Here is a 25340-nt window from a genome sequence, read left to right as displayed (position 1 = left end):
CCTTCCATGTAGGCTGTTTTCGTAAACTTTGTTGCTTTTTCGTTCTTACTAGCCTAACGTTGGATTCCTTATCTTCGTGCTCTTTTCTCTGTAGAGCCAAAGAGTATGTAAGTAGTAAAAAGTCCAACTGCCGACTTTTACTAGTTAAATGCAACAATTTATGATATAACAGCCTTTTTGTAAGATTTCAGATTTTGGAGGCAGGATTACCAGTGGACAAGCAAGACTTGGAACTAGATTTATTCTTAACCGCAGTTTATCGGCTTTCTGGGTTTGATTTTAGAAAATATATGAAGTCTTCCATTATGAGAAGAGTGGAGAATAGATTAAGGCTGGAAGGACTGAAAAATATCAGTCAGCTGACAGAAAGAATTATTCATCAGGAAGTGTTTTTACAAAAAGTATTAGATGACTTTTCCATCAATGTTACAGAGATGTTCCGGGATCCTTCCTTTTTCTTGTCTTTTCGGGAAAAAGTGATGCCTTTGTTAAAGGAAATGCCGGAAATCCGAGTATGGCACGCAGGCTGCTCATCCGGAGAAGAAGCTTATTCCATGGCTATCTTACTGGAAGAGGAAGGCTTGGGTCACAAGTCGAAGATATACGCAACGGACATGAATGAGAAGATATTGGAGAAGGCTCAAAAAGGAATCATACCTCTTTCCAAAATGAAAACTTATACAAAAAATTATATGCAAGCTGGCGGAAAGACTGCCTTTTCAGAGTATTATCATTCCGATCATCAGTTTGCCTATGTCAACGAAAAGTTATTGAGTAGAATCGTGTTTGCACAGCATAACTTGGTGACAGACCGTTCCTTTAATGAGTTTCATATCATCATATGTCGAAATGTATTGATTTATTTTAATTTGGAACTGCAGCACAATGTGATTGAATTGTTCCAGGAGAGTCTGGGCGCTAGAGGCTTTCTGGGTCTTGGAAGTAAGGAAGCTTTGCGTCTTGATGCACATCCGCGGTTTGAAGAATTCGATCTCTATGATAAGATTTACAGAAAAAAAGCGGAAAGCTAGGATGTAATCCTTGCTTTCCGCTTTTTTATTAGCTATGCGGTTGGTTTCATTCATGATAGAAGAATGAAATGCCTTCCTACATTAAGGAACCAAAAAGAGCCGTTAACCTTACTTACTTTCGAATTTCTAGCTGTGGATTGGAGCAAATGGCGGAGACTCCTACGGGGGAGTAGCGACAATGTTGAGACCCCGCAACGCAACGCAGTGAGGAGGCTCAAGGTCGCCCCGTGGAAAGCGCAGCCATTTGTGGAAAGGAACAGTGGCGATTAATCAATCGCCCGGTTTTTTTGTTCACCTCGCCTGTATGAGGACTACACACATATCATCAGATGCTTCTGCTTGGGTTTCTTCGGGTAAAACCAAATGAAGGGGTTCCGGTATGTTTGGCAGGTCCCAAAGCTTAGAGGCAGACTTGATAAACTGCGGGTATTGGTTCATGCCGACCTTCTCCATCGTTTCCACCACCCCATCCGTATAAAGCATGATTTGAACGGAATCCTCGTAGGAGATGGATGTTTTTTTAATATCCACCTTCTCGAAAAAACCAAGTGCACAAGTACGGTTGGAAAGCTCTACAACTTCGCCTTCATCGACTAGGGCAAAGCCTGCCGGATGGCCTGCGTTAACGTATTCCAACGTCTTTTCTTCTGTATCGATCACTAGGTAGATAGCAGTAAAATAATACGGAATTTGTTGATTGCGTAAATTCAATGCATACATCCAACGGTTCAACTCGCTGATGACAAATTCAGGATCCGCACACCCTCTGATGGAGTCGCGCAGTACCGAGGAAATGAACATGCAGACCAAGGAAGCAGAAATACCGTGTCCCATCATATCCAGAAGGATGACCGCATACCTATTTCTATCAATCTTATACCAATAATACATGTCACCTGCTAGTTTATAGGCAGGTATGTAGGACGCTTTGACGGTGAATCGCTCATCAAAAATCGGTTCGCTTAAAAGGCTGTTCTGGACTTGTTGGGATAGGTCCAATTGATTTCTTATCTTTTCAGCCTGCTTCTTATTCTTATCTTTTTCCTGCTTCAGCCTAAGTACAACACGTATCCGTGCAAGCAGTTCCGTTTTATTGATCGGTTTCATCACATAATCCAATCCACCTGCATCCAATGCTTCCGCCACTTTATTGGAATCTTCCAATGCCGTGACAAATATGACAGGGATATCTTTCAGATGGGGGACCGTCTGAAGCGTACGGCAGGCCTCAATTCCGTCTATCTCTGGCATCATGATATCCATCAAAATGATATCGACGGGCATTCTAGGTGATGAGGGATTATCCATATTTAAGTAATCAAACATTTCTTTGGCGGAAGTGAAGGATATATATTCTTTATAGCCTGCCCTTTTCAAAATGTTCTCAATGACAAACAAATTGACTTGGTTATCATCCACAATTAAAATGCCCATTTCCATTTTTCTCCTCTATGTATATGAAATAGTAAACAATCTTATTGTTAATACCCCTTAAGGAATGGGATGAAACACATATAAGAAAATTAATATAACTTATAAGCTAATTGTACCTCTTTTAGTATACGAGGGTACACCTCTTATGTTTTGACATTCCTTATAAAGGGTATTTTTCAAGTTATGAAGATTAATAATTCCATTAAGAGGTGATTGCATGGAGACAGCAGTTCGTACGACAAAGGGAAAATTACTGACAAAAGAAGAGATGACTAATCCTGATATTGTTCCTGAATGGGTGATAAGGGAATATACGAATTTCCGGAGTGTGGTAACGGATAAGACGTTTCCTTGCTACTTTGGCATGAGTGCAGAGAAAAAAGGAGAGTTGCGTTATTCTTACATAACACATGACAACTGGACACATCTCCCGGATACTTTACGTGATTTCCAGGCGCTGTTTGATGAAGGGAAACCGCTGGTCCGGCACGGTCTTTTTCTGTTTGTGGAACCTGAAATGGAGGAAAAGCAAATTCCTTATTACCGTGAGTATTTCTGGGATATTCTACAGTTTTTGCATATGAAAGATGATAAACCTTGGCCAAAGGATTATCCTACAGACCCGAATCACCATTTATGGGCATTCTCCTTTTCCGATGAACCATATTTCGTATTCGGTAATGCTCCAGCCTATAAGCAAAGGAAAACAAGGGATCTTGGTAGCAGCCTCATCCTCGGCTTCCAACCACGACGTATATTTGAAGGACTTGAAGGAACCTCAAAAGGCGGTATCATGTCCCGCGAAAAAGTAAGGGAACGAGTGGAAAAGTGGGATCAGCTTCCTACCCATCCGAATATCAGCCATTACGGAGATCCGAACCATCGGGAGTGGAAGCAATACTTCATCGGGGACGATGTGAAACCGATAGAAGGAAAATGTCCATTTTCCTTTATGAAAAAATAAGACTAGACGGATATAGCCTGACTAACTATGCTAATAGCATAGGAGTCAGGTTATTTTTATGGGAAAGTTCAAACTATAGGTTGGTAGGAAACAAGTTTCATATCATTTTTAATTTTCTGTTATGATAGAACTAGAGTGATTGTGAAAAAATCAAGTTGAAGGTGGCAGGCAAAATGGAGGCTTCTGAGAAACTCACGCTATACTTAGAAGAAAATCATGAGCAATTTATCCAAAATTGGAGAGATAAAAGTGTAATATCGGAGAATGACCTATATAAAGAAGAAGTCATCCGTAACGGAAGGCAAATGTACCAGCTGGTTAAAAAAGCGATCAAAGAGCCGCTGACAGAAGAAGAAATCACCATGCTTGCAAACAAGACGGCCCAGGAGCGGGTGCAGGCCAATGTTAACATTAGTGAGTTTGTCTACAATGTGAATACTGGCAGGAGTGAAGTGGTCAAGTGGGTATGGAAATCGGGGATTCCCAGTAAGGAGCTGCAGCCTTTTATTGATCAAATCAATGATCTATTTGACCAATTTTCCTATTTGGCAGTACGAAAATACACACAAATCAAAGAGCAACAGTTGGAGGAGAAGGAACTGTACATAAATCAGACTCATAAGGAGCGCCTAACGATCCTTGGACAGATGAGCTCAAGTTTTGTTCATGAATTCCGCAACCCTTTGACATCTGTTATCGGCTTTACTAGACTTTTACAGAATGAACTTCCGGATCATCCATATTTGGAAATTATGCGACATGAACTGGACCAGCTAAATTACCGTATATCGCAATTCCTGCATGTGTCTAGGAAGGAATTAATTGAAAGTAAGAGAGAAGAGGTTAATCTGTCTTTTCTTTTGCAGGAACTGGTGGAATTCTTATATCCAAGTTTATTGGATGGGGATGTCGTCATTCATTTGGATATCGATCCCAGTATCAGTCTGTTTGCCAATAAGGATGAACTGAGACAGGTCTGTTTGAATCTAATCATCAATTCTATTGATGCGCTTCAACAAATGAAAGATAAAGTAAGGACGATAGAGGTTGTTTGTTTGGAAAAGGGGAATGTGATGGAGCTATCCATTACCAATAACGGGCCGAAGATCGGGGAGGATTCGATACATGCCATTTTCGAGCCGTTTTTCACCACCAAGGACCTAGGGACGGGAATCGGTCTTTACATCTGTAAAAAACTGATTGAAAAGCATGACGGAGAGATCTATTGCATATCAAATGAAGAACAGACAAGTTTCATCCTTAGAATGCCAGCAAAAAAGATAGAACACGAGAAATCCTCTTAAGCATATTAGCTTGGGGATTTTTTGTTGTTGACATTTGGTGAATTATATATTAAGTTATACATAATACTTTAACACCTAAAAGCGTTTAAGCGTTTAAGTGTGTTGGTGAAATTGTTTTGTTGGAGCAGAGTGGAGCATAGAAAATTAATAGTTTGATAGCCTTGTATAAAGTAGTCGGCGTATTTGCAGCAGGTAGAGACTGGGTGGTTGGTGAAAACCCAGGCGGAGCGGGCGATGAAATACAGTACATATTGTCAACAGGCTATTCTTTAGATGAGTGGGCAAGCATTCAGTTTGCCAATTAGGGTGGTACCGCGGAGCTTCTTCGTCCCTTGCTATTAGGGATGAAGGGGCTTTTTTGGTGCAAATTAACAATAAGCACAATCAACTATTGGGAGGAACATCATGGAGCAGCAAGTACAGAAGGATCAAGTAAACATCAGTGGAATTGCGGCTCTTGGCTTGGTTGTAAGCATAATAGCTATTATATCCACTTCCTTATTCATTTTTAAAGCAGAACCGCATATCCCTATTTTTGCAAGCATTGTGGTATTAATATTGTTCTCTTTCGTTAAAAAGCAGCCGTGGGATTTTATTGAAACTGGCTTGAAAAACGGCCTTAAGGAAGGGCTCACTCCCATTCTATTGTTTATATTGATTGGGATTTTGATTGGGGTCTGGATGCTATCAGGAACGATCCCGACTTTTATCTATTATGGCGGACAGCTTATTTCAGCGAAGCTATTTCTACCGAGCGTGTTTATCATCACGGCAATCATCGGGATCAGTATCGGGAGTTCTTTTACAACTACCGCTACAGTCGGTGTGGCATTTATCGCACTTGGTACAGGGATGGGCTTTAATCCGGCAATCGTCGCTGGAGCCATCATTTCTGGAGCACTATTAGGGGATAAAATGTCACCACTTTCAGATACCACCAACATTGCATCGGCAGTCTGTAAGGTGGACTTATTTGAACATATCCGCCATATGTTATGGACCACCATCCCGGCAGCCATCATCTGTCTTGTTGCATTCAGTTTTATGAGCAGTGGAGCAAGCGGTGGGTCAGTAGGCAAGTTTGCTGACTTACCAGCTGTGCTGATGGCGGAGGGACTTGTGAGTATTTGGGCTTTATTACCTGCCGTTATCATGTTCGGAGTGGCATTGAGACGTGTCCCGGCTATCTTTGTCATGATGGTGGGGATTATCACAGGTTCGGTGATGGCGTTTATCCTCCAACCAGCAATTAACATCGCCCAACTGATGGATGTTATGCAAAATGGCTTCACAGGTGCAACTGGGGATGAAGCGATGGACAGCATACTATCCAAAGGTGGTATTCAAAGCATGATGTGGTCCGTTTCTCTTGTCTTACTGACGCTAAGCATGGGAGGGTTGATTCAGCAGCTGCGCGTGATGGAACGGTTACTTATCATGGTACAGAAATTTGTATCATCTACAGGAAAGCTCATTTTAGCCACTGTTGCCACTGCTATCGGAGTAAACGTAACAGTTGGAGAACAGTATATGTCCATCATTTTAACAGGACAGGCCTTTGAGAAAGAATATGAGAAGCAGGGCATCGCATCCAAAAACCTGGCCCGTGTATTAGAGGATGCAGGAACGGTCATCAATCCATTGATTCCATATGGGGTGAGTGGTGTGTTCATGGCAGGGGTGCTTGGTGTGCCGGTATTGGATTATCTGCCATTCGCATTATTCTGTTTGATTAGTCCGCTGTTGAGCTTGTTCTATGGGTTTACAGGTATCAGTATCAAGAAGAGAGAGCGTGTAGAAGGATAATAATTTAAAAAGCGTGCAGGGTCGGTAGATAACCGCTGCACGCTTTTTTATATACCTAATTAGTATTGCAACCGATCCATCTCGGCGAACAAGGGTTTATTTTTATTATATAGCTCCCGGTAGATGTGGTAGTATTCTTCATATCTTGCCACATTCCTTACAGTTGGCAGCACCTTGTGTTTGATAGGAATATAGAGCTTGATCGCTTCTATGGAGTCAACCTCACCTAACGCATATAGTCCAAGCCAAGCTGCCCCCCAGGCAGTAGCTTGATGGCTATCAGGAACGGTGACGGTTTTTTTGAAGATATCTGCAGTCATTTGCACCCATAATGGGGATTTCGCATAACTGCCGCTAATTATCAGTTCTTTCGTTGGTCCTGCCTTTTCATGAAGTGCCTCATGAATTTCATACATATTGAAGATGACACTTTCCATGACGCTTCGAATCATATCTGCACTTGTATGGGAAAGAGTGAGCCCCATCCAACCACCTTTTGCTTTGGCATTCCACTTGGGGGCCCGCTCCCCGTTCAGATAGGGAAGAAAAAACAATCCATTGGAACCTGCACTAGATGTGGCGGCCAAGGATTCAAGGTCAGCGACTTCAATCGCCTCTTTCTTGGTCAAGGAAGAGAATTGCCTTGCAAGCCAGTGCATCAGGACAGCACCATTATTAGTGGCGCCACCTATGATATGACTTTCTTTTGTGAATGCATATTGAAATGTACGCTGTTCATAATCGGTCTTTTTTTCCTTAGTGAATCTGCGGAGTGCACCACTAGTTCCAAGGTTCAATGCAGTCTCCCCGTCGTCAATCGCCCCTACTCCCATATTCGCAAGCACGCCATCACTTGAGCCGATTATTATGGGAGTGGTAGGATGTAGAAGTAATTCTTTTGCCACGTCTACTATTAATGGACCAACCTCCTTCGTACAGGAAACAATACGAGAAAGCTGTGATGCGTTTATTCCCGCGATTGCCAGAGCGTCCTCTTCCCATTGCAATGTATGGATGTTAAAGAGACCTGTTGCAGAGGCGATGGAATAATCCACTTGCCAAGTACCGCACCATTTGTATAAAATAAACTCCTTGATAGAAACAAAACGAGCCGCTTCATAGTATGGTGTGTACTGATTTTCCTTCATCCAGACGAGCTTCACAAAGGGGGACATCGGGTGAATGGGAGTACCAGTCTGTTCATATAAGTCCCGTCCATAGGAATCCCTCATGATGGCCGCTTGTGGATAGCTTCTTCCATCCGCCCAAATGATCATTGGGGAGATTGGTTCGTTTTGCTCGTTGATACAAATGAGACTATGCATGGCAGATGAGATGCTAAGGCCAATGATGTCTGTAGCGGCAATATTTTTTTGACTCATGGAAGTAGAGATAGCCAAACGTGCAGCCTTATCAATCTCTAAAGGATTCTGTTCTGAATAGCCAAGTTTCGGATGGTAGGTGGAATAGGCACATTCATAACCTGAAACCACTTCTCCTTGTCTAGTGAAAATAACGGACTTGGTGGTGGAGGTTCCGATATCCAGACCAATAATATATTTGCTCATGAGTTACCACCCTTCACTTTCCGCAGTATACCTTTAGTTTAATCGTTGAGGGGAAATAATATCAATTAGTAAAATATTTTTATGGAAAAAGTCAGAATTATTCCAATATAGGTGTAAAGTAGTATAATTATCAGTATTTTCTGATACAAAAGTCATGCGTTTTTGAAGTTGTGCACAACGTTAAGCCTTGATATATAAGATATACACACATTTATCCACATTATCAACAGGATGTAAGATTCTTATCCACAAAATGTTATTCACAATTAAATGTTTAATTTATACTGATATAACGGGATATCGTTAATTTAACCACATTATCCACAATAGGTTAGACAACTCTTATTAACATAAAAAAATATTGCGAACAATTTGTGAACTCTATTGTAGATCAACGGAAAACATTGTATAGTAAAGATAGAAAGTAAGTGAAAAACTTCACAAACTTTCTAAGGGAATAAACAGCTAGCCGGCTAAATTTTTTTACAGCTCATTGTGAAAAACTTCACAAACTAATTGCTAGGAGGAAAAGATCATGAAATGGTTACGTGGACCGAAAATGGCAATCCTTTGGACAGTATTAAGAATTTGGTTGGGAGTACAATGGCTGAAGGCCGGCTTACCTAAAATAGGAGCTTTTGATGCAGAAGGATTTTTACATGGCGCCATCGCAAAAGCGGAAGGAGCGCATCCAGCAGTACAAGGCTGGTACGCTGGATTCCTTGAGAATGTGGCACTGCCAAATGTGGGTTTGATCAATATCTTAATTCCATGGGGCGAAGTGTTGGTAGGTATTGCACTCATACTAGGTTTAGCAACATTACCGGCATTATTGGCGGGAGCATTTATGAACCTAAACTTCTTGTTGGCTGGTACAATAAGCACCAACCCAGTACTATATACGGCAGCAATACTACTGATTGCTGCAGGAACAGCGGCGACGTTCTATGGACTTGATCGCTTTGCCATCAGATTCATGAAAGATAAATGGAACGCTCGAAAGATGAAGGGCGCACGTGGCAACAATGATAAAACTATAGAAGGTGGGCATGCGGCGGCGCATTAGGAATGAAAAGTAAGTGTAGTTTGGATAGTGAAAAGTAAAGTATTGTACAGAAAATGACGCGTGAGAGAAACGCGTCATTTTTCGTGGTTAAAAGGAAATAAGAAGAGATTGTTGAATATCTATAACAAAGGAGGGGATCCGCGTGTTGTTTTGGGGAATAATCTTGATCATTATTGTATCCTTTTTGTTATTCGGCTTTCTATTGGATAGGAAAACAGATCGGTATAAATCCATGAGTGATAAGAAGGTCAAAGATGGCATAGAAGGAATTAAAGATGAAACACAAAGGCAGGGTGGCCCACCTAATAATACTCATCAAATGGGTCCATGAGTAAGAAAAAGGCACGCTGACCCTGGGTCACGTGCCTTTTCCGGCTGTTATCTAAAGGTATCTTTCTTACTATTCCGTTTAATTCCAGCCGCGGATGCGCGAGCTTGTGCTTCTAGGATTTCATTATCAGCATGCTGCTCGTTCGCGAATTCTGCATCCTGTGCAGCTTTTTTCATGTTCTTAGGTACCTGTGGAAGTGAGGCTTTATTTTTACCACCAGATTGATGCCCACGTGAACGTCCCATTCGAAACCCTCCTAAGAAAATGCGATAGACATAAGGTACAAGTATAGGTTCCTTTATGTCTTCTTGGATAGGTTAACCTGCGTAGGGGGTTGCGATGTGAGGTAGTTGCTGGATGGGATGAAGGGGAGAGGGAGAGGGAGATTTTAGGGGAGGCTAAATAGGTACCTGGACGGATTTTTGTGTTTCGCCCGTAAATTTGAAAAATCGCCCGTATTTTTGGATTTTCGCCCGTAAATCGGAAAAATCGCCCGTAATTCCAAATTATCGCCCGATTCATTCCAAAGACCCTCATATCCGTCAAGTCCCCGAAATTCGCCAATTTCAAAAGCTGGCAAGTCCCGAAAATTAGCGCAGTCCCAAAATCCACCAACCCAAATCCCCTCGATTACTGCGGAATTCCCTAGGCGCCACCAACACCCCAAAATCCTATCGACTCCCATAAAAAATACCCTCATCATAAACGATGAAGGCAACCTCAATTATTTTCCCAGGCAGGACTATCTGCGTCTTTCCGTATATCCGCCCACTCGGTCTGCCATTTTAAACTCACGAGAGTAGGTAACTTCCTGTGTTTTGCTCAATGTAGATTTTGTTTTTTCACGACGCTTTTTATCACTCATCAAGAATCCCTCCTTAATATCTGCATACTAACAGTTTTGGCTAAAAAGTGGGAAATTATACTAAAAAGCGCCTGCCCACAATGTAAGGCAGACGCAAATTTATTATGCTTCTTTCAGCTGATGCTCTTCATGCAGCACTTCGTGACCTGTGCGCAGTTTGTATAGAGTATATTGGTCTCGAGAAATTTCATATAGGTTGTAGATATCTTCACCTGCGTTAATTTCATCCAGCAGGCTTTTTCGGGTTTCATTCGCCAGGACGACATATGGTAGCTTTTCGGCTGCTCTTGTGGAGCGGACATTCACCTTGCGGATGCGCATGAAGATGGACTGAATATCGAGTTCATAAAATAGTTCCTCGAAGAATTGATCCTTGGCAGGCTGGTTATAGCCTTTGCCATGATATGGTTTGCCTAGCCAAGTGCCTAGGAAGCCGGCTCCGTCCTGTACGTCGAAAAGATTGATTGTTCCAATTGGAGTGCCCCACTCATCAAGAATGGTACGTGAAATCAATTCTCCGCGTTCTTCTGCTTCGATGGTCTGTTTTGTTAGGAAAAGAAACTCATCGTAGGAATACGCTTTATGACGCACAAAAGGGAAGACTTCAGGGTGCACCATTAACTCATAAAGAGTTTGAGATTCTTGGAAATCACGTTTTTTGAGCATGTCTAACCCTCCAACTGAGGGCAGAACTGTCACGTTGACGTGAAGACTGGCCCACCCTCGAAATTTTTTAAATTACAAAAAATTTCGGGGTGGGAATCGAACCCACTAGAACCAGTGAAACTGGTGGCGCACCATTTGCCTTCCCTAACATTTAAACACAATTGTTAGTTGATTTAATTTTTGTTTACCTTCGTATCATACTCGATTTCATTTAAAAAAGAAACAACTTTTTTGTTAATTTTTTTGGTAAATTATTTCACCGTCAACCATTGTCATGACTGGCTTTGCAAGGAATTGGAAGGGGTGGTGAGACCATAGTACCAAGTCGGCATCCTTCCCTGTTTCAATGCTCCCGACACGGTCTGCGATATTAAGGTTTTTTGCTGCTATCATCGTGATTCCTTCTAGTGCTTTTTGTTCATCCAAGCCCTCGCGCACGGCCAAAGCCGCGCACACATTCAAATACTGAACAGGGGTATATGGGTGGTCTGTCGTGATGGAAACTTCTACTCCAGCCTCCGACAATGCCTGATATGTTTTCCAGTGTTTGTTTTTTAATTCAATCTTTGATCTCCTTGTCATGGTCGGACCCACGCAGACTTTCATGTCTCGTCCTCGCAATTCGTTTGCAATCAGATGTCCTTCTGTACAATGCTCAATGGTAAAGCGCAGGTTGAATTCTTCTGCAAAACGAATGGCAGACATGATGTCATCCGCCCTGTGAGCATGGATGCGAACGGGAATCTTCTGCTCAAGCGCCATTATAATAGGCTTTACCCGGAGATTTTCGGGATTGTCGTAATATTTTGCCTGATAAAAGGCTTCGCGAAGCATGCCCATTATTCCCATACGGGTGATGGAATCCTTATTGCCTTGACTATGAATCCGCTTCGGATTTTCTCCAAAAGCGACCTTCAACCCAGCGGTTTCTTGGATAATCATCTTGGAAATGTTCACACCATGGGTTTTGATTACGGAGGTGGTCCCTCCAATAACATTCGCACTTCCGGGCATAATGTGAACCGTCGTGATCCCATACTGGATTGCATCCTGAAAACCAGGATCAAAAGGGTGTACACCGTCAAGTGCACGGATATGTGGAGTAAGTGGTTCCACCGTTTCATTGGCGTCATTTCCAGCCCAGCCAGTTCCTTCGTCATACAGTCCGAGATGTGTGTGAACATCGATGAATCCAGGAAACAAGTATTTCTCCTTACACTCTATCACTTTCCCATTTTCAGGTACCGCCAATCCTCTGCCAACCGACTTTATTTTGCCGTTTTCCGTCACCACATCTGCGTTATGGATTGGTGCTGATGTGATAGGGTAGACCGTTGCGTTCCTGAACATCACTATACCCATAGAAGACTCCTAATTTTCTGTCATTACTTTGATTGTAATATGTCGGACAGAGCGTCATCAAGATGAGAATAAAAGAATTTATAGCCATTTTCCTCTAATTTTTTCGGAAGCACCCGTTGACCTTCGAGGACTAGTACACTCATTTCGCCAAGAGCTGTTTTGAGTGCAAATCCAGGTGTCGGGAACCAGTGTGGTCGGCCCATGACCTTGCCGAGCGTCCTGCCGAAATCCTTCATTTGTTTAGGGTCAGGGGCGGTAACATTCACCGGACCTTCCACACTTTTATTTTCTATGCTGAACGCAATGGCGCCAACCACATCTTTAATATGCACCCATGACATCCATTGTTCGCCAGACCCGATTTTTCCGCCCGCAAAAAGCTTGTAGGGCAGCATCATCCTTGGGAGGGCTCCTTCTTCTTTATCAAGGACGATCCCGAATCTTGTGTAAACCGTACGGACGCCTTCCGATTGTGCATGCTCTGCTTCTTTTTCCCATGCATAAACCGTGGAAGCCAGAAAATCAGATCCAGGTGTGGTATCCGATTCCGTAAACGTCTCGGTATCCGATGTTCCGTAATAGCCGATGGCGCTGGCATTTACCAGTACTTCCGGTTTATTTTGCATGGAAGCGATGATCCGGTTTATTTCTTTGGTGGAGGAGATGCGGCTTTTAATGATTTTCCTTTTTTGTTCTTCTGTCCACCGACCGCTATTGATGGATTCGCCGGCCAAATTGACGATGGCATCAACCCCGTCCAATATTGCCTCCGGGTTCGAGGAATCCTGCAACCATTCCAAATATGTCACATGATCCTTTTCCTTTTTATCCGTACTGTTTCGCGTTAAAATAAAGATGGTATTTCCTTTATCAATTAAATGGTCTGTCAATGCTTGACCGACAAGCCCCGTACCGCCTGCAATGGCAATTTTCATTTATATCACCTCTCAAGAGAATTCTTATCTACTTATATTAGTTCTTTTCCCTAAATATCCTTTATTTAATACGAATCAATGTGCTAAGGAATGGAGTGAAAGCGGTAATGAGTAAAATAACGAAAATTTCGGTGCAACAAAAGAATAAGGAGCGCTTCAATATTTTTTTGGACGGGGAATACGCCTTCGCTGTGTATGAAGGGACTTTATTGAAGTTCCAGCTTATAAAAGGCAAGGAATTGGACGAACTAGAAATTGAAGAAATCTTATATAGTGACCAGGTCAACAAAGCCTATAATACGGCGGTTCACTATCTATCCTTTAGAATGAGAACGGCAAAAGAAATCCAAGACTATTTAAAAGAGAAAGAATACGAACCCTTTGTCATAAAGGAAATCGTGAAGAAGCTTTCGGAACAGGGATATCTGAACGACAGGGAATTTGCCATTGCCTATGTTAGAACGCAGGTAAACACTACCTTGAAGGGGCGAGGTGTCATTGAACAGGAACTCATGGAGAAGGGCGTCGAAAAAGGGATGATAGAAGAAGCAGTCGAGTCCGAGTACAGCGCGGACCAGGAGCTGGAGCATGCGGTAAAGCTGGTTCTTAAATATGCACCAAAGTATAAGAAGGATTCCTTCAAGGTTATGATTCAGAAAGTAGAGCAGGCTTTGGTGAGAAAGGGATATTCCTTTTCTGTCATTAAAATTGCCATCGAGGAAGCGGAACTTGAGGAGGATACTTCAGAAGAGTGGGAAGCATTGTCCAAGCATGCAGAGAAATATCAACGTAAGTACACCGGCATGGATGATTATGAATATAAGATGAAGATGAAGGGAGCCCTTTATCGTAAAGGGTTTCCAATGGATCTGATTGAACGGTGGTTGGAGGAGAATGAGTAAGGAATAGGCATGCTGGAAAGGCGAAGTGGTAGAAGTTTGAGGGTTTGTTGTAGAAGTGACCTCGGGAAATGTAGAAGTGAGTTTGGGAAATGTAGAAGGTTGCTCTTAAATGGTGTAAGTTGAAGGCTGGTTGGTAGAAGTGCTGCTTGTCAGTTTTTTTCGAGAGTGATTTTTTCTCATTAACAGCCATATTCCGTGCTTTCGTGCTCTCTTCAAGCCTAGACAGAAAAAAGCTTTCATACCTTATCTAGACATTCTATGCTTTAAAAAGCCAGGTGTCGTAAAAATCTTAAAGAAAAAAAGCTTTCTGTAAGCACCGTTTTATGAAGTTTAAATTCCAAACGGTGCCTACCGCTACCTTTATACCTGAATCTCAAGCTCTTCGTCCTTGTTGACTATAATCTCGGCAACCTCCCGGGGAGATCTCAATCTTGATTTGTCTTTGATATGATCTGTCTCATCCCAAAATGGCGTATCCATGCCACCCATATAGGTCGCGATTACATGTATCTTGCCATCAAGTTCTTTTTGGAGACTTTCCGTAAAGCCACGAACCGCGTACTTGCTGGCTACATACACACTTTCATTTACTTTTCCTTTCTGTCCGGCAGTAGAGATGATGTTCATGATTTTCGGTTTCTTCTTCTCCAATAAGTGAGGGACCAGTTCTTTAGTCAAAAAGATGGTACCCAATACGTTAGTTTGAATGGCCGTCACTATTTGCTCATAGCCCAATTCTGTCAACGGCCCAAAGCACCCAGTGCCTGCATTGTTTACAAGGTAATCGACGGAATGTTGTGCGGTGATTTGCCCTACTCTTTGTTTGACTTCCTCTAAATTACTGATGTCCATTTGGTAAGCGAATGCCTTGCCGCCTGCAGAGTGGATGTCTTTTACGACGGATTTAAGTGGATCTAGTCTTCTGCCTGTCAAAATGAGGGTATGTCCTTGTTTGGCATAAGCTAAGGCCAATTCCATGCCAAGTCCGGTCCCTGCACCTGTAATCAGTATGGTTTGCATTTGTATCACTCACTTTTCATAATAGCTTTTTGTAATAGGATAATCATGCTATTCTTACTTTATAAGATTTTTTAGGGGGAACGCAAGTGGAACAGGAAAAGCGCTATAGTCAAATGACTTCATATGAGCTGCATCAGGAAATTGCAACATTAAAAGAAAAGGCGCGTAAGGCCGAGCAACTCGGGATTGTCAATGAATTTGCCGTTTTGGAACGTAAGATTACAATGGCCAAGGCTTATATGTTGAATCCGGATGATTATAAGCCTGGAGCGGTCTATGAAATTGAGGGAGACCCTGGTGTTCATTTTAAAATAACGTATATGAATGGTGTTTTCGCATGGGGACATAGAGTGAATGGGGATATGGTCAATAAGGAAGAAGAAGGATTGCCAATTTCCATGTTATTGAAAGAAGAAAGCAAAGAGGTGTGAAGCCTCTTTGCTTTTCTGCTTAGTTAGGATCTTTTTCTCGTTTGCACTTCTAAGATCTGGATATTCTGTGCCTGTTGCGTTTCACCGTTTACTTGGCGGAACGAGTGTTTTGAGTGAGCATTCGGCTGCGGAAATGGATGGTCATTTAACGTAAAAGGATTACTGCGTGATGGCTTGTGATTTTGTTTTGCCATGATAACAACCTCCTATTAGTTAGATGTGAGCACAAAGTTTAGAATGTATCTTCTTCTCTTGCGCCAGAAGCTCTCATGCGCTCCTGTGGATGTGTATTGATGGTTCCATTTGCACGTTTTGAAGCATACTCGGACTTTGCACGACCTTCCCCTTCGAACTTATTGTCATTGGGGTTTGGAAAGTTTCTCGCCTTGTTCCTCATGCGACTCGCCTCCTCGGTAAAATAGGTGCCCTGACCGTCTTGCATAGACGGAAATAAACACCTAACTTTAATATTGGATTTTAGGGACGATTATATGTAATGATATGAAGAGTGAATTAAACCCAAAAGAGGTGTAGAAAAATGGAGCAATATTTCGAACGTCTGGCCGATCGTCTTCTAGAGAAGAATCCGGCATTAACATATGACAAAGCAAGAACTTGGGTGGAACTTTTGTGGGAGGATTTTGAAAGTTCCTATGCCAAAGCTGGTTATGAATACAAGGGGAAGGAAATGACGGAACGGATGGTAAGCCAGATTATCGACCGTCATGGAGATAGTCTTCATGAATTCTTTTCGAATAACCCCAAATACAAGCATCTTCTTAATGCCGATGATCATTTAACACATTAATAAACCGCTCGCCCTAAACAAAAGGCGGGCGGTTTTATTCTATCGTGGGAACCATATCGAGTTTGGTGCGAAGTTTTTCTTCACTGAAAATCCATCCGGTATAAGAGCTTATGATATTCAGATCATGATCTAGTTGGACAATCGCCACAAAAGGATAATAATCCTTGCTTCGGTAACGCAGGTCGATGAACCGAACCTCATAATGGTCATCATATTCCTCCATCTCCCATCGATATACGGGAGAGAACGAAAGGAAAGCTGAAACATTGTCGTCGAATTTTGCCGCTTCGATAATCGCATTCTCAGGCAATGGAACTTTATCAAAGGTGTCATGTATAAAGATCTGGTATTTCACGGCTCTTGCCACATAGAAACTCTCTTTTGTCGTAATGGCCAAATGCCACTGGTTCCAATAAAGGGTCGGGGAGATCAATGTCTTTGTTACATCAGGAATAATCTCCCTTACCTGTCGCAACACTTTCTGCTGCATTCGATATCGCAAAACATAGTAAGCGATCAGGATTCCGTAAATGGCTAGGAAGGTAAAACCTGGATGGAATCCAGCTCCCCATAAGACAAGTCCTACAATATGAAAACCGAAAATGACCGGATCGAAAGTGTTAATAATCCCAAGCGCAACCCACCTTTTTGTAAAAGGACGGAGCGCTTGTGTCCCATAAGCGTTGAAAATGTCGACAAAAACATGAAGGATTACGGCAATGAATGTCCAAATCCATAAGTAAAGAAAATTAGCTTCCGGTATAAAAAAGTAAATGACCGGAGCTATCAATAGAGGCCATAGGCACACTGCCGGTATGGAATGAGTGATTCCTCTATGATTTCGAATATAGGTCGCATTGTTTTTGAATTTCAAAATTGTGTCCGTATCCGGAGCTTGTGAACCAATCAGAGCTCCGATCATGATGGCAGTTGCGGTTTCAGGGTTGCTCGCAACGTAAGGATCAATGGTTGCCATGGAACCGAGGGCGATTCCCATGACAACGTGTGTGCCTGTATCCAATGGTCGGCCTCCTTTCGGTTTCTGGAATGATATGCACTTTATTCTTTTTACTTTTATATTTAGTCTGATGCAAAAGGGGTGTTTTCAAACATGATAACAAAACAGTTGCATATTTTCATTCAATATCCTATAAAGGAAACAGTGACAAAACAATACGAAGCTACGATGGAACAGGTCTTGAAAGTGATGCACGGCATAGGAGCAAATGAATTTCAATGGTCAAAAGCAAGTGAAGAAAAAGGGGCTGCCTATTACAGAGAATCCTTTCTGCTTCCTACAGAATCCCATTATTTTGCCATGAAAGCATTGCGCTGTTCTCCTGAGAATCATGTTTTTCACGAACTATCTCAATATATAGATACAGAGGCTGGACCTGTGCAATATGTCGGACTGAAAATTACGAGCTAACTTACTTTCTGGAGGTTTATTTTGAAAAAAGAAACGACCCAACATGAACGACTTGATGATTTTGATATATATGGTTTTCAGCATGATTTAATTACTTGGTTTGAAAGGGAGCAGCGCGATCTGCCCTGGAGAAAGGATCAGGACCCTTATAAAGTATGGGTTTCTGAAATCATGCTCCAACAGACGAAAGTGGATACGGTTATCCCTTATTTTAATTCCTTTATTGAGCAGTTCCCAAACATACAAAGTTTGGCGGAAGCCGAAGAGGACAAGGTGTTGAAGGCTTGGGAAGGACTCGGCTATTATTCCCGTGCGCGGAATCTGCAGAATGCGGTAAGGGAAGTTCACCAAAGCTATGACGGAGTTGTTCCGAATACGGCAAAAGTGATTTCCACCTTAAAAGGTGTAGGCCCTTACACGACAGGAGCAATATTAAGCATTGCCTATGGAGTACCAGAGCCTGCTGTCGACGGTAATGTCATGAGGGTATTGTCGAGGATACTATTGATTGAGGATGATATCGCCAAGCCGAAAACTCGTAAAGTGTTTGAAGAGGTCATTCGGGATTTAATCTCAATAGATAATCCATCCTTTTTTAATCAGGGGTTGATGGAGCTAGGAGCGATCGTTTGCACCCCAACCTCCCCATCCTGTCTTTTGTGCCCGGTGCAAGAGCATTGTCGTGCTTTTGCAGAAGGGGTACAAACCCAGCTTCCCGTTAAGACGAAGAAAAAATCGAGCAAGCAGGTAGCACTTGTTGCCGGCATTCTTGTTGATCAGGAAGGAAGATACGTAATTCATCGCAGACCAAGTGAAGGTCTGTTGGCGAACCTTTGGGAGTTCCCGAATTTTGTGAAGGTGGATGAACTTGGAACAGCCAAGCAACAGTTGCATCAATTGATGAAAACGGAATACGAAATGGAAATATCGGTTGGAGAGTATTTATGTGATATCAAGCATGTTTTTTCGCATCTAGTATGGGATGTGAATGTTTATGTCGGTTCATGGAGCGGGGAGGTACCGCGGGATAGAGGACTGATTGCCGTCACAAAGGAGGAAATGAAGGAGTATGCATTTCCGGTGTCCCATCAGAATATGTGGAAGGAATTTGTTAAACTGAGTAAATAAGAAGAGGATCGACCTTTAATGGTTGATCCTCGTTTGTATTTAGAAATGAAGAAGCGGAGTGGACGGACACCCATGATAAGACGGGTTAATCATAGCTGATTCTGGTTCCGTGCGTCCAATCGGCTTCATGGCGTTTGAACCCGCCGCGAGCCTCGATTTCCAGCACAATTTCTCTGTGGATGCTCTGGCCTTCTGCATTTAAATAAGGTACCATCTGCTGGAGAGAATGGTGAAAATATGCGAGCTCCGTGTCTTTCCATTCTTTTTTAGAGTGCATGGACAATTCGGTCATGTCACGTCCGACATACATAACTTCAGCCTCCTTCATGGCAAAGTCTATGCTGTTATTGTTTGATGAATCAATAAGGCTTATACTGAAAGATATTATATATAGTTACCATACATAAAGGAGTAGAGATCATGACAAATAAAGTGGCATTAGTAACAGGAAGCAGCCGTGGTATCGGGAAGAAGATTGCGTTGGAACTGGCAAAAGAGGGCTATAACATCGTCATCAACTATAATCGTAGCAAGACGGCGGCACAAGAAACAGCTGCAGAAATCGAGGAGCTTGGTGTAAAGGCTTTGACGGTGAAGGCGAATGTAGGGCAGCCTGAGAAGATCAAAGAGATGTTTGTGAAAATCGATGAAGAGTTTGGTCGCCTTGATCTATTGGTAAGCAATGCGGCATCTGGCGTTTTGCGTCCTGTCATGGAACTGGAGGAATCTCATTGGGATTGGACCATGAACATCAACTCCAAGGCACTGCTGTTTTTGGCGCAAGAGGCGGCAAAACGAATGGAGAAGGTTGGCGGCGGTAAAATCGTTAGCATTAGTTCCTTAGGTTCCATCCGCTATTTGAAAAACTACACAACAGTAGGAGTTTCCAAGGCGGCCATCGAAGCATTAACGCGTTATCTTGCAGTAGAGCTTGCTGAAAAGAATATCGTCGTGAATGCTGTATCTGGTGGAGCAGTGGATACGGATGCATTGAAGCATTTCCCGAATCGCGAAGAACTATTGGAAGATGCGAAGAACAACACCCCTGCTGGACGCATGGTGGAACCGGACGACCTAGTGAATTCGGTTATGTTCCTCTTGTCTGACCAAGCAAGCATGATTCGCGGACAGACGATTATTGTGGACGGGGGAAGGTCTTTACTTGTCTAAAATATACAGAAAATAATTTTTTATTTTTTTGTCATAGTTTCCTTCCGAAATGGTTATCTTAAATTTCGTGGAGGTGATAAACAATGGCAAACAACAACCAACAAAACCAAGCTAAAACAGCTTCTGGTACAAGCATTCAACATGTAAAACAACAGAATGCTCAACAAAACCAACAACAATACGGTGCTGAATTCGCGAGCGAAACTAATGCTCAAGAAGTGAGACAACAAAACGCTCAATCTGCAGCGCAAAAGAACCAACAAAACCGCTAATAACAACAATAAAGCAATAACAGAAGCACTCCTTATCAAACCGATGGGGAGTGCTTCTTCGTTGTGAAGAGGGAAATTCCTTCTGGGGTCTGACCCCTTTTCGTTCGCCTAATTTCGACAAGTTATCCTTTGGTCCGCTGTGCTTCGAGATGGAGGGGGAATTTCCTTGTGGGGTCTGACCCCTTTTTCAAATTTTTTTGCTCGACAAAACTTCCCTTTGCTCAACATATGTTGTCAAAGGGTTTGGGGGGAGGGGGAAGAATGTTATGTAGTAGAGGGGAAATGGTATCTGGTAAGGAGGAGATTTTTGTGGTGGATAGGTTTGATTTGGCGGTGGCGGAGCAGTTGAAGACGATGGATCGGCTTTTGTTGCTTCAAGGGGAGATTGAGCGGTGCCAGAAATTAGAGGAGCAGATGCGACAACTGAAAGAAGAGGCGGAAAAGCTTCAAAAGCTTAAAGAAGATATTGCAAAAATGAAAGAAGAGTTGGCAGAAATACAGTCGATTTTTGAAACACAGACGGAAGAGGCAATCCGCTCTTATCATTTGCAAGGGACTGTATAATGGTTGTCGTTCTACCGAGTAGGTAGGTAATAACATTGGCGATGGAGCTATCTTCTTTTCATAAAGATGGCTCTTTTGTTTTAAAATCTGACGGGAACCGTTATAATAGTAGAAAATGGTTTGCTTTTAGCTGAGAAGTGCGGGCATAAAATAGAAAGAAGGGGAAGAGGAATGGGTTGTCCCAAAGAAGGAGAAACAGTACAAATACATAGCTACAAGCACAACGGTCATATCCACAGAGTCTGGGATGAAACAACGGTGCTTAAAGGGACGCAAAACCTTGTTATTGGTGGAAACGACAAAACCATTGTGACAGAATCGGACGGTAGAACCTGGATCACAAGGGAACCAGCTATTTGTTATTTTCATGGAAAGCATTGGTTCAACATCATTGGCATGATCAGAGAAGATGGGGTGTACTACTATTGCAATATCAGTTCCCCATTTATCGCGGATGATGAAGCGTTGAAATACATAGATTATGACTTGGATATTAAGGTATTTCCGGATATGACGTTCATTCTGTTGGATGAGGATGAATATGAAAAACATCGTAAAGAGATGAACTATCCGGAAGTCATAGATAAGATCCTAAAGAGCAATGTCCAAACGTTGATCTCCTGGATCAGGCAACGGAAGGGACCGTTTGCTCCTGACTTTATTGACTTATGGTACGAGCGTTACCTCACTTACAGAGGGTAACGTTATGGCAAAAGGCAACTGGTAACTTGATATGCCAGGCCTTTTTTGTTTTTAAAAGGATTAAAGATACATGTTTCAAAACGGAAAGCGGAAGCTAACAAGATAGAGAAGTTAGTAGCCATCATGGGAGGAAGTCAATTGGATAGTATAAAACGGTACATGCGATTTGTAAAACCTTATCGGTGGCAGATTGTCGGTACCATTCTTATTGGGATGCTGAAATTCGGATTGCCCTTATTAATTCCTTTATTACTCAAATACGTAGTGGACGATATTCTGCTGGTCGATGGTCGATCAAGCGAGGAGAAAACGAATGAGTTGCTAATGATCATGGGCGCGATCTTCCTGACCTTTTTGCTGTTAAGACCACCGATTGAGTATTACAGACAATATTTCGCACAATGGACAGGCAGTAAAATCCTTTATGATTTGCGTGATAAGCTTTTTGATCATATTCAACGGCTTAGTTTGCGTTTTTATGCCAATAACCGGGCAGGGGAGGTCATTTCAAGGGTCATTCATGATGTGGAGCAGACGAAGCATTTTGTGATCACCGGTTTGATGAACTTTTGGCTAGACCTTGCCACCATCTTCATTGTGATCGTCATCATGTTCCAGGTGGATATCACCTTGACCCTAGTATCGATCATGCTTTTTCCGTTCTACGGTTTCTCCATCAAATACTTTTACAGCCGGCTGCGACATCTGACAAGAGTGCGTTCTCAGGCGCTTGCAGAGGTACAAGGGCATTTGCATGAGCGGGTGCAGGGGATGCCTGTCATCCAAAGTATGGCTATAGAGGGCTATGAGCAAGAGCAATTCAAAAAACAGAATACAAATTTTTTACAAAAAGCATTGGACCACACAAGCTGGAATGCCAAAACGTTTGCCGTTGTAAATACCATTACGGATATTGCGCCGTTGCTTGTTATTGGATACGCAGGATATCAAGTGATCAACCAAGGACTGACGGTCGGGGAAATGGTCATGTTTGTTGCTTATATTGACCGCCTTTATAATCCGTTGCGCCGATTGATCAACTCTTCCACAACGTTGACGCAGTCCATAGCCTCCATGGACAGAGTATTTGAATTTGTGGATGAGAAATACGATATCACAGATAAGCCGAATGCCGTCGAATGTAAAACAGCTCGCGGGGAAGTCAGCTTTGAAAATGTCTCTTTTAAATATGAAGAAAATGAAGAATACGTATTGAAGAATTTATCGTTACAAGTACGCGAAGGTGAAACCATTGCCCTTGTCGGGATGAGTGGGGGTGGAAAGTCGACATTGGTAAGCTTATTGCCACGATTCTATGATGTCACAGAAGGTAAAATCAAGCTCGATGGAGTAGACATTCGCGATGTGACCGTCCAGTCGTTGCGAAAACAAATCGGGATTGTATTACAAGACAGCATTTTGTTCAGTGACACCGTTCGTGAAAATATTGCCCTTGGTAAACCGAATGCAACAATGGATGAAATTATCGAAGCGGCCAAAGCGGCCAATGCGCACGAGTTTATTTCCGGTCTGCCGGAGGGCTATGAAACAAAAGTAGGGGAACGGGGAGTGAAGCTTTCAGGAGGCCAAAAGCAACGCGTTGCAATTGCCCGGGTATTTTTGAAGAATCCGCCGATCCTTGTCATGGATGAGGCAACATCTGCATTGGATCTGGAAAGTGAACATCTCATTCAGGATTCGCTTGAACGCTTGGCGTCAAACAGGACAACCTTCGTTGTTGCCCATCGCCTGTCTACCATCACCCATGCAAGCCGGATCGTCTTGCTTGAGCACGGGGAGATAGTGGAAGTCGGTTCTCATGAAGAATTAATGAGGAAAAAGGGACACTATTATAATTTATTTACGATACAGGAAATCAGTTGATTTTTGTGAGCCAATCTTTAACGGAGGAATGTTTCTCTGCTAGAGGTTGGCTTTTATGTTTGTAGGGGTTCCAGGGTGCGAGGCTTCATGTGGTTACCTAGGTGTTCTACCATTTGGAGTCGAACTTCTACCACTTCCGAGTAATGTTGTACCGTTCGAAGCGAATCTTCTACATTACCCAGATTACCTTCTACATTTCCCAAGCTACCTTCTACAAGTAAGCCATGTGCGAACGTTCCACCAGGAAAACTCTCTGAGGAAAACCTTCACCAACATACAAAAAAACACCTTCCTGCCCAAAAAACTCAAAGCAGGAAAGTGTTCTTACTCTTCTTCTCCAATTTCAAACTCATTATCATCCACATGATATTTCTGGAAGCTGTCAATCAATTTATCTAGGTGCTCCAGTTGGTCGCTGTAGTCAATGATTTTCGAAACGAGCGGAAACAGGTGGTACCAGACCTCGGCGTCGCCTTCGTACTCACACCAGTTGTCTTTGTGCACCATAAATTCATCAATGAATTGCTGTTTGTTAAAGCGTTCTTCTTCATACATTTCGGAAGTATTATGCTGCTTTATTTTACCCACAAATTTCAACAAGATCTGTTCGTGCAGGTTAACCAAGTGATCCAACTCGGCCTTAATGTAATGCTGATACTCTACAGGCATATGATGCAGTTCATTTTCTAACCGGTGTAGCATCTTCAACGTATACAATGCCCGGTTACTTGTCACGATCAGTTGTCTAAAAATAACCAGTTTGCGTGCTTTGGAGCTTGATTTTTTCAGAGTAGGAAAGTAGGTACGTTCTTCCTTATAGAGCATGAATAGTTGCTCTAGCTTCAACACTCGTTGATGAAGCATCTCGATGTCCGTTTTCAAAAGGTGATGCTCTGTACCGTGACGCATATTGATACGGATCCATTTTAAGATGTCTTCTGTCGTCAATTTCACTTTGTAATAAAGTCTTGTTTCGTATTTAGGCGGTAAAAAGATCAGATTGACCAGAAAAGCGCATAAAATACCGATCATGACGGTTGAGAAACGTACCAGGGCGAATTCGAAAAAGTTTTCGCCTGGGTTTTCCATGATCGCGATGACGGTCACAAGCGCCAGTGGTATGGTGTTTTCAATTTTCAATTTCAGGTTGATTCCTATGACAAAGATGGCGGTCAAGCCGATGATGAACGGGTCGTGTCCGAACAGTAAGGAAAAGATGATGGCTAAGATTGCCCCGATCAGGTTGGCCTGCACATGCTCGATAATGGATTGATACGATTTATAGATGGATGGTTGGATAGCAAAGATCGCTGCGATTCCTGCAAAGAAGGGCGTGGGGACATTGAGCCACTGTGCCACAAACAAAGCAAGGGTGATCGCGATACCGGTCTTGACTATACGGGCACCGAGTTTCATTTTAAAATAAGTCCTTTCTTGTCTTTCCGAATTTAATAGCCTATTATCTCGAAAGTTAAACACTTAATAGTATATGTCGGAATTGTTGTATTCATGTTATTCGATATTGTACTATACACGGTTTCCGTTAGGAGCGCAAGCGTTAAAAGGACAGAAAAAAGCCCGCAAATCATAGTTTGCGGGATCTAAATGATTTTTAAATTCGCACTTACATGTTGATCTCCGTTCCAGGCGCTTCGCTTTCCGCGGGGCGACCTTGAGCCTCCTCACTTCGTTGCGGGG

30 protein-coding genes are annotated in these 25340 nt (G+C 42.6%); 17 read left to right on the top strand and 13 right to left on the bottom strand.

All coding sequences use genetic code 11. From position 1 onward, the window contains the following. Positions 1-212 precede the first annotated feature (212 nt). Positions 213-1031, top strand: a complete 819-nt coding sequence (locus EKQ44_RS16395) for a CheR family methyltransferase (RefSeq protein WP_237664627.1) — start codon at positions 213-215, stop codon at positions 1029-1031. 291 nt (positions 1032-1322) lie between these two features. On the opposite strand, the gene EKQ44_RS16390 is transcribed toward EKQ44_RS16395, so the two are convergent. Further along, entirely contained in the window at positions 1323-2465 is a 1143-nt protein-coding gene (locus EKQ44_RS16390; RefSeq protein ID WP_237664626.1) for a SpoIIE family protein phosphatase, read from the bottom strand. Positions 2466-2682: 217 nt separating this feature from the next. Here EKQ44_RS16390 and EKQ44_RS16385 point away from each other — a divergent pair, with 217 nt between their 5' ends. The 4 genes from EKQ44_RS16385 (at position 2683) to nhaC (ending at position 6539) form a co-directional block, all read left to right on the top strand. Further along, the gene (locus EKQ44_RS16385) at positions 2683-3429 is read left to right on the top strand and encodes a YqcI/YcgG family protein (protein ID WP_237664625.1); all 747 of its coding nucleotides are present in this window, start codon (positions 2683-2685) and stop codon (positions 3427-3429) included. A 173-nt stretch (positions 3430-3602) separates the two neighbouring features. Next, a complete protein-coding gene (locus EKQ44_RS16380) occupies positions 3603-4733 on the top strand; it encodes a histidine kinase N-terminal domain-containing protein (protein ID WP_237664624.1) in 1131 nt (376 codons plus the stop codon). A 152-nt stretch (positions 4734-4885) separates the two neighbouring features. Then, the gene (locus tag EKQ44_RS16375; RefSeq protein ID WP_237664623.1) at positions 4886-5038 is read left to right on the top strand and encodes a hypothetical protein; all 153 of its coding nucleotides are present in this window, start codon (positions 4886-4888) and stop codon (positions 5036-5038) included. Positions 5039-5138: 100 nt separating this feature from the next. Next, complete coding sequence (gene nhaC, locus EKQ44_RS16370; RefSeq protein ID WP_237664622.1) at positions 5139-6539, top strand: Na+/H+ antiporter NhaC; 1401 nt, start codon at positions 5139-5141, stop codon at positions 6537-6539. Between the two features lie 59 nt (positions 6540-6598). Here nhaC and EKQ44_RS16365 read toward each other — a convergent pair whose 3' ends face one another. Further along, positions 6599-8107 carry a gluconokinase gene (locus tag EKQ44_RS16365; protein WP_237664621.1) on the bottom strand — a complete coding sequence of 503 codons (1509 nt, stop codon included), beginning with the start codon at positions 8105-8107 and terminating at the stop codon, positions 6599-6601. Positions 8108-8642: 535 nt separating this feature from the next. On the opposite strand from EKQ44_RS16365, the gene EKQ44_RS16360 reads away from it, so the two are divergent. Beyond that, positions 8643-9173, top strand: a complete 531-nt coding sequence (locus EKQ44_RS16360; RefSeq protein ID WP_237664620.1) for a DoxX family protein — start codon at positions 8643-8645, stop codon at positions 9171-9173. A 142-nt stretch (positions 9174-9315) separates the two neighbouring features. Continuing rightward, positions 9316-9504: a hypothetical protein gene (locus tag EKQ44_RS16355; RefSeq protein ID WP_237664619.1), complete on the top strand. Its 189-nt coding sequence runs from the start codon at positions 9316-9318 to the stop codon at positions 9502-9504. Between the two features lie 47 nt (positions 9505-9551). Here the strand turns inward: EKQ44_RS16355 and EKQ44_RS16350 are convergent, their stop codons facing one another. From EKQ44_RS16350 to EKQ44_RS16330, 5 genes are all read right to left on the bottom strand, one after another. After that, positions 9552-9749 (bottom strand): YfhD family protein, encoded by a 198-nt coding sequence (locus EKQ44_RS16350; protein WP_237664618.1) that lies wholly within the window; start codon positions 9747-9749, stop codon positions 9552-9554. A 497-nt stretch (positions 9750-10246) separates the two neighbouring features. Then, positions 10247-10369 carry a YfhE family protein gene (locus EKQ44_RS16345; protein WP_237664617.1) on the bottom strand — a complete coding sequence of 41 codons (123 nt, stop codon included), beginning with the start codon at positions 10367-10369 and terminating at the stop codon, positions 10247-10249. A gap of 102 nt (positions 10370-10471) precedes the next feature. Then, complete coding sequence (locus tag EKQ44_RS16340) at positions 10472-11035, bottom strand: GNAT family N-acetyltransferase (RefSeq protein WP_237664616.1); 564 nt, start codon at positions 11033-11035, stop codon at positions 10472-10474. A gap of 234 nt (positions 11036-11269) precedes the next feature. Further along, entirely contained in the window at positions 11270-12397 is a 1128-nt protein-coding gene (locus tag EKQ44_RS16335; protein ID WP_237664615.1) for an amidohydrolase, read from the bottom strand. A gap of 23 nt (positions 12398-12420) precedes the next feature. Then, positions 12421-13332, bottom strand: a complete 912-nt coding sequence (locus EKQ44_RS16330; protein ID WP_237664614.1) for a TIGR01777 family oxidoreductase — start codon at positions 13330-13332, stop codon at positions 12421-12423. Between the two features lie 107 nt (positions 13333-13439). Between EKQ44_RS16330 and recX the strand changes: the two genes are divergently transcribed. After that, complete coding sequence (recX, locus tag EKQ44_RS16325; protein ID WP_237664613.1) at positions 13440-14234, top strand: recombination regulator RecX; 795 nt, start codon at positions 13440-13442, stop codon at positions 14232-14234. 360 nt (positions 14235-14594) lie between these two features. Here recX and EKQ44_RS16320 read toward each other — a convergent pair whose 3' ends face one another. Beyond that, positions 14595-15254, bottom strand: a complete 660-nt coding sequence (locus EKQ44_RS16320; protein ID WP_237664612.1) for an SDR family NAD(P)-dependent oxidoreductase — start codon at positions 15252-15254, stop codon at positions 14595-14597. Positions 15255-15340: 86 nt separating this feature from the next. Here EKQ44_RS16320 and EKQ44_RS16315 point away from each other — a divergent pair, with 86 nt between their 5' ends. Next, complete coding sequence (locus EKQ44_RS16315) at positions 15341-15685, top strand: YfhH family protein (protein ID WP_331254666.1); 345 nt, start codon at positions 15341-15343, stop codon at positions 15683-15685. A gap of 23 nt (positions 15686-15708) precedes the next feature. Here the strand turns inward: EKQ44_RS16315 and EKQ44_RS16310 are convergent, their stop codons facing one another. Beyond that, positions 15709-15879, bottom strand: coding sequence for a YpzG family protein (locus tag EKQ44_RS16310; RefSeq protein ID WP_010198993.1), 171 nt, complete (start codon positions 15877-15879; stop codon positions 15709-15711). Between the two features lie 38 nt (positions 15880-15917). Continuing rightward, entirely contained in the window at positions 15918-16082 is a 165-nt protein-coding gene (locus tag EKQ44_RS16305; protein WP_010198995.1) for a small, acid-soluble spore protein K, read from the bottom strand. A gap of 141 nt (positions 16083-16223) precedes the next feature. Here EKQ44_RS16305 and EKQ44_RS16300 point away from each other — a divergent pair, with 141 nt between their 5' ends. Next, positions 16224-16493, top strand: coding sequence for a YfhJ family protein (locus EKQ44_RS16300; RefSeq protein ID WP_237664611.1), 270 nt, complete (start codon positions 16224-16226; stop codon positions 16491-16493). Positions 16494-16527: 34 nt separating this feature from the next. Here the strand turns inward: EKQ44_RS16300 and EKQ44_RS16295 are convergent, their stop codons facing one another. Continuing rightward, on the bottom strand, positions 16528-17514 hold the full coding sequence (locus EKQ44_RS16295; protein ID WP_237664610.1) for a metal-dependent hydrolase: 987 nt from the start codon (positions 17512-17514) through the stop codon (positions 16528-16530). A 90-nt stretch (positions 17515-17604) separates the two neighbouring features. On the opposite strand from EKQ44_RS16295, the gene EKQ44_RS16290 reads away from it, so the two are divergent. Continuing rightward, positions 17605-17922 carry a hypothetical protein gene (locus EKQ44_RS16290; RefSeq protein ID WP_237664609.1) on the top strand — a complete coding sequence of 106 codons (318 nt, stop codon included), beginning with the start codon at positions 17605-17607 and terminating at the stop codon, positions 17920-17922. Between the two features lie 21 nt (positions 17923-17943). Next, the gene (mutY, locus tag EKQ44_RS16285) at positions 17944-19050 is read left to right on the top strand and encodes an A/G-specific adenine glycosylase (protein WP_237664608.1); all 1107 of its coding nucleotides are present in this window, start codon (positions 17944-17946) and stop codon (positions 19048-19050) included. 85 nt (positions 19051-19135) lie between these two features. Here mutY and EKQ44_RS16280 read toward each other — a convergent pair whose 3' ends face one another. Continuing rightward, positions 19136-19360 carry a hypothetical protein gene (locus tag EKQ44_RS16280; RefSeq protein ID WP_237664607.1) on the bottom strand — a complete coding sequence of 75 codons (225 nt, stop codon included), beginning with the start codon at positions 19358-19360 and terminating at the stop codon, positions 19136-19138. A gap of 110 nt (positions 19361-19470) precedes the next feature. On the opposite strand from EKQ44_RS16280, the gene fabL reads away from it, so the two are divergent. From fabL to EKQ44_RS16255, 5 genes are all read left to right on the top strand, one after another. Next, entirely contained in the window at positions 19471-20220 is a 750-nt protein-coding gene (gene fabL / locus EKQ44_RS16275; RefSeq protein WP_237664606.1) for an enoyl-[acyl-carrier-protein] reductase FabL, read from the top strand. Positions 20221-20303: 83 nt separating this feature from the next. Further along, a complete protein-coding gene (locus EKQ44_RS16270) occupies positions 20304-20492 on the top strand; it encodes a gamma-type small acid-soluble spore protein (RefSeq protein WP_237664605.1) in 189 nt (62 codons plus the stop codon). A 261-nt stretch (positions 20493-20753) separates the two neighbouring features. Then, positions 20754-21056, top strand: a complete 303-nt coding sequence (locus EKQ44_RS16265) for a YgaB family protein (RefSeq protein WP_269151699.1) — start codon at positions 20754-20756, stop codon at positions 21054-21056. Between the two features lie 171 nt (positions 21057-21227). After that, positions 21228-21758, top strand: coding sequence for a nucleoside tri-diphosphate phosphatase (ntdP, locus tag EKQ44_RS16260; protein ID WP_237664604.1), 531 nt, complete (start codon positions 21228-21230; stop codon positions 21756-21758). A gap of 138 nt (positions 21759-21896) precedes the next feature. Continuing rightward, entirely contained in the window at positions 21897-23642 is a 1746-nt protein-coding gene (locus EKQ44_RS16255; RefSeq protein WP_269151698.1) for an ABC transporter ATP-binding protein, read from the top strand. Between the two features lie 324 nt (positions 23643-23966). On the opposite strand, the gene EKQ44_RS16250 is transcribed toward EKQ44_RS16255, so the two are convergent. Next, complete coding sequence (locus EKQ44_RS16250) at positions 23967-25058, bottom strand: FUSC family protein (protein ID WP_237664602.1); 1092 nt, start codon at positions 25056-25058, stop codon at positions 23967-23969. Positions 25059-25340 lie beyond the last annotated feature (282 nt).

Source organism: Sutcliffiella horikoshii (genome assembly GCF_021991925.1).
In the GTDB taxonomy this organism is placed as follows: domain Bacteria; phylum Bacillota; class Bacilli; order Bacillales; family Bacillaceae_I; genus Sutcliffiella_A; species Sutcliffiella_A horikoshii_F.
This window is presented reverse-complemented; position numbering and strand designations above follow the sequence as displayed.

Coding starts and splice junctions, on each gene's coding strand:
- EKQ44_RS16390 (WP_237664626.1), bottom strand. CDS start 2,465: ATGGGCATTTTAATTGTGGATGATAACCAAGTCAATTTGTTTGTCATT.
- EKQ44_RS16385 (WP_237664625.1), top strand. CDS start 2,683: ATGGAGACAGCAGTTCGTACGACAAAGGGAAAATTACTGACAAAAGAA.
- EKQ44_RS16380 (WP_237664624.1), top strand. CDS start 3,603: ATGGAGGCTTCTGAGAAACTCACGCTATACTTAGAAGAAAATCATGAG.
- nhaC (WP_237664622.1), top strand. CDS start 5,139: ATGGAGCAGCAAGTACAGAAGGATCAAGTAAACATCAGTGGAATTGCG.
- EKQ44_RS16365 (WP_237664621.1), bottom strand. CDS start 8,107: ATGAGCAAATATATTATTGGTCTGGATATCGGAACCTCCACCACCAAG.
- EKQ44_RS16360 (WP_237664620.1), top strand. CDS start 8,643: ATGAAATGGTTACGTGGACCGAAAATGGCAATCCTTTGGACAGTATTA.
- EKQ44_RS16350 (WP_237664618.1), bottom strand. CDS start 9,749: ATGGGACGTTCACGTGGGCATCAATCTGGTGGTAAAAATAAAGCCTCA.
- EKQ44_RS16345 (WP_237664617.1), bottom strand. CDS start 10,369: ATGAGTGATAAAAAGCGTCGTGAAAAAACAAAATCTACATTGAGCAAA.
- EKQ44_RS16340 (WP_237664616.1), bottom strand. CDS start 11,035: ATGCTCAAAAAACGTGATTTCCAAGAATCTCAAACTCTTTATGAGTTA.
- EKQ44_RS16335 (WP_237664615.1), bottom strand. CDS start 12,397: ATGGGTATAGTGATGTTCAGGAACGCAACGGTCTACCCTATCACATCA.
- EKQ44_RS16330 (WP_237664614.1), bottom strand. CDS start 13,332: ATGAAAATTGCCATTGCAGGCGGTACGGGGCTTGTCGGTCAAGCATTG.
- recX (WP_237664613.1), top strand. CDS start 13,440: ATGAGTAAAATAACGAAAATTTCGGTGCAACAAAAGAATAAGGAGCGC.
- EKQ44_RS16320 (WP_237664612.1), bottom strand. CDS start 15,254: ATGCAAACCATACTGATTACAGGTGCAGGGACCGGACTTGGCATGGAA.
- EKQ44_RS16310 (WP_010198993.1), bottom strand. CDS start 15,879: ATGGCAAAACAAAATCACAAGCCATCACGCAGTAATCCTTTTACGTTA.
- EKQ44_RS16305 (WP_010198995.1), bottom strand. CDS start 16,082: ATGAGGAACAAGGCGAGAAACTTTCCAAACCCCAATGACAATAAGTTC.
- EKQ44_RS16300 (WP_237664611.1), top strand. CDS start 16,224: ATGGAGCAATATTTCGAACGTCTGGCCGATCGTCTTCTAGAGAAGAAT.
- EKQ44_RS16290 (WP_237664609.1), top strand. CDS start 17,605: ATGATAACAAAACAGTTGCATATTTTCATTCAATATCCTATAAAGGAA.
- EKQ44_RS16280 (WP_237664607.1), bottom strand. CDS start 19,360: ATGTATGTCGGACGTGACATGACCGAATTGTCCATGCACTCTAAAAAA.
- fabL (WP_237664606.1), top strand. CDS start 19,471: ATGACAAATAAAGTGGCATTAGTAACAGGAAGCAGCCGTGGTATCGGG.
- EKQ44_RS16270 (WP_237664605.1), top strand. CDS start 20,304: ATGGCAAACAACAACCAACAAAACCAAGCTAAAACAGCTTCTGGTACA.
- EKQ44_RS16265 (WP_269151699.1), top strand. CDS start 20,754: ATGTTATGTAGTAGAGGGGAAATGGTATCTGGTAAGGAGGAGATTTTT.
- ntdP (WP_237664604.1), top strand. CDS start 21,228: ATGGGTTGTCCCAAAGAAGGAGAAACAGTACAAATACATAGCTACAAG.
- EKQ44_RS16250 (WP_237664602.1), bottom strand. CDS start 25,058: ATGAAACTCGGTGCCCGTATAGTCAAGACCGGTATCGCGATCACCCTT.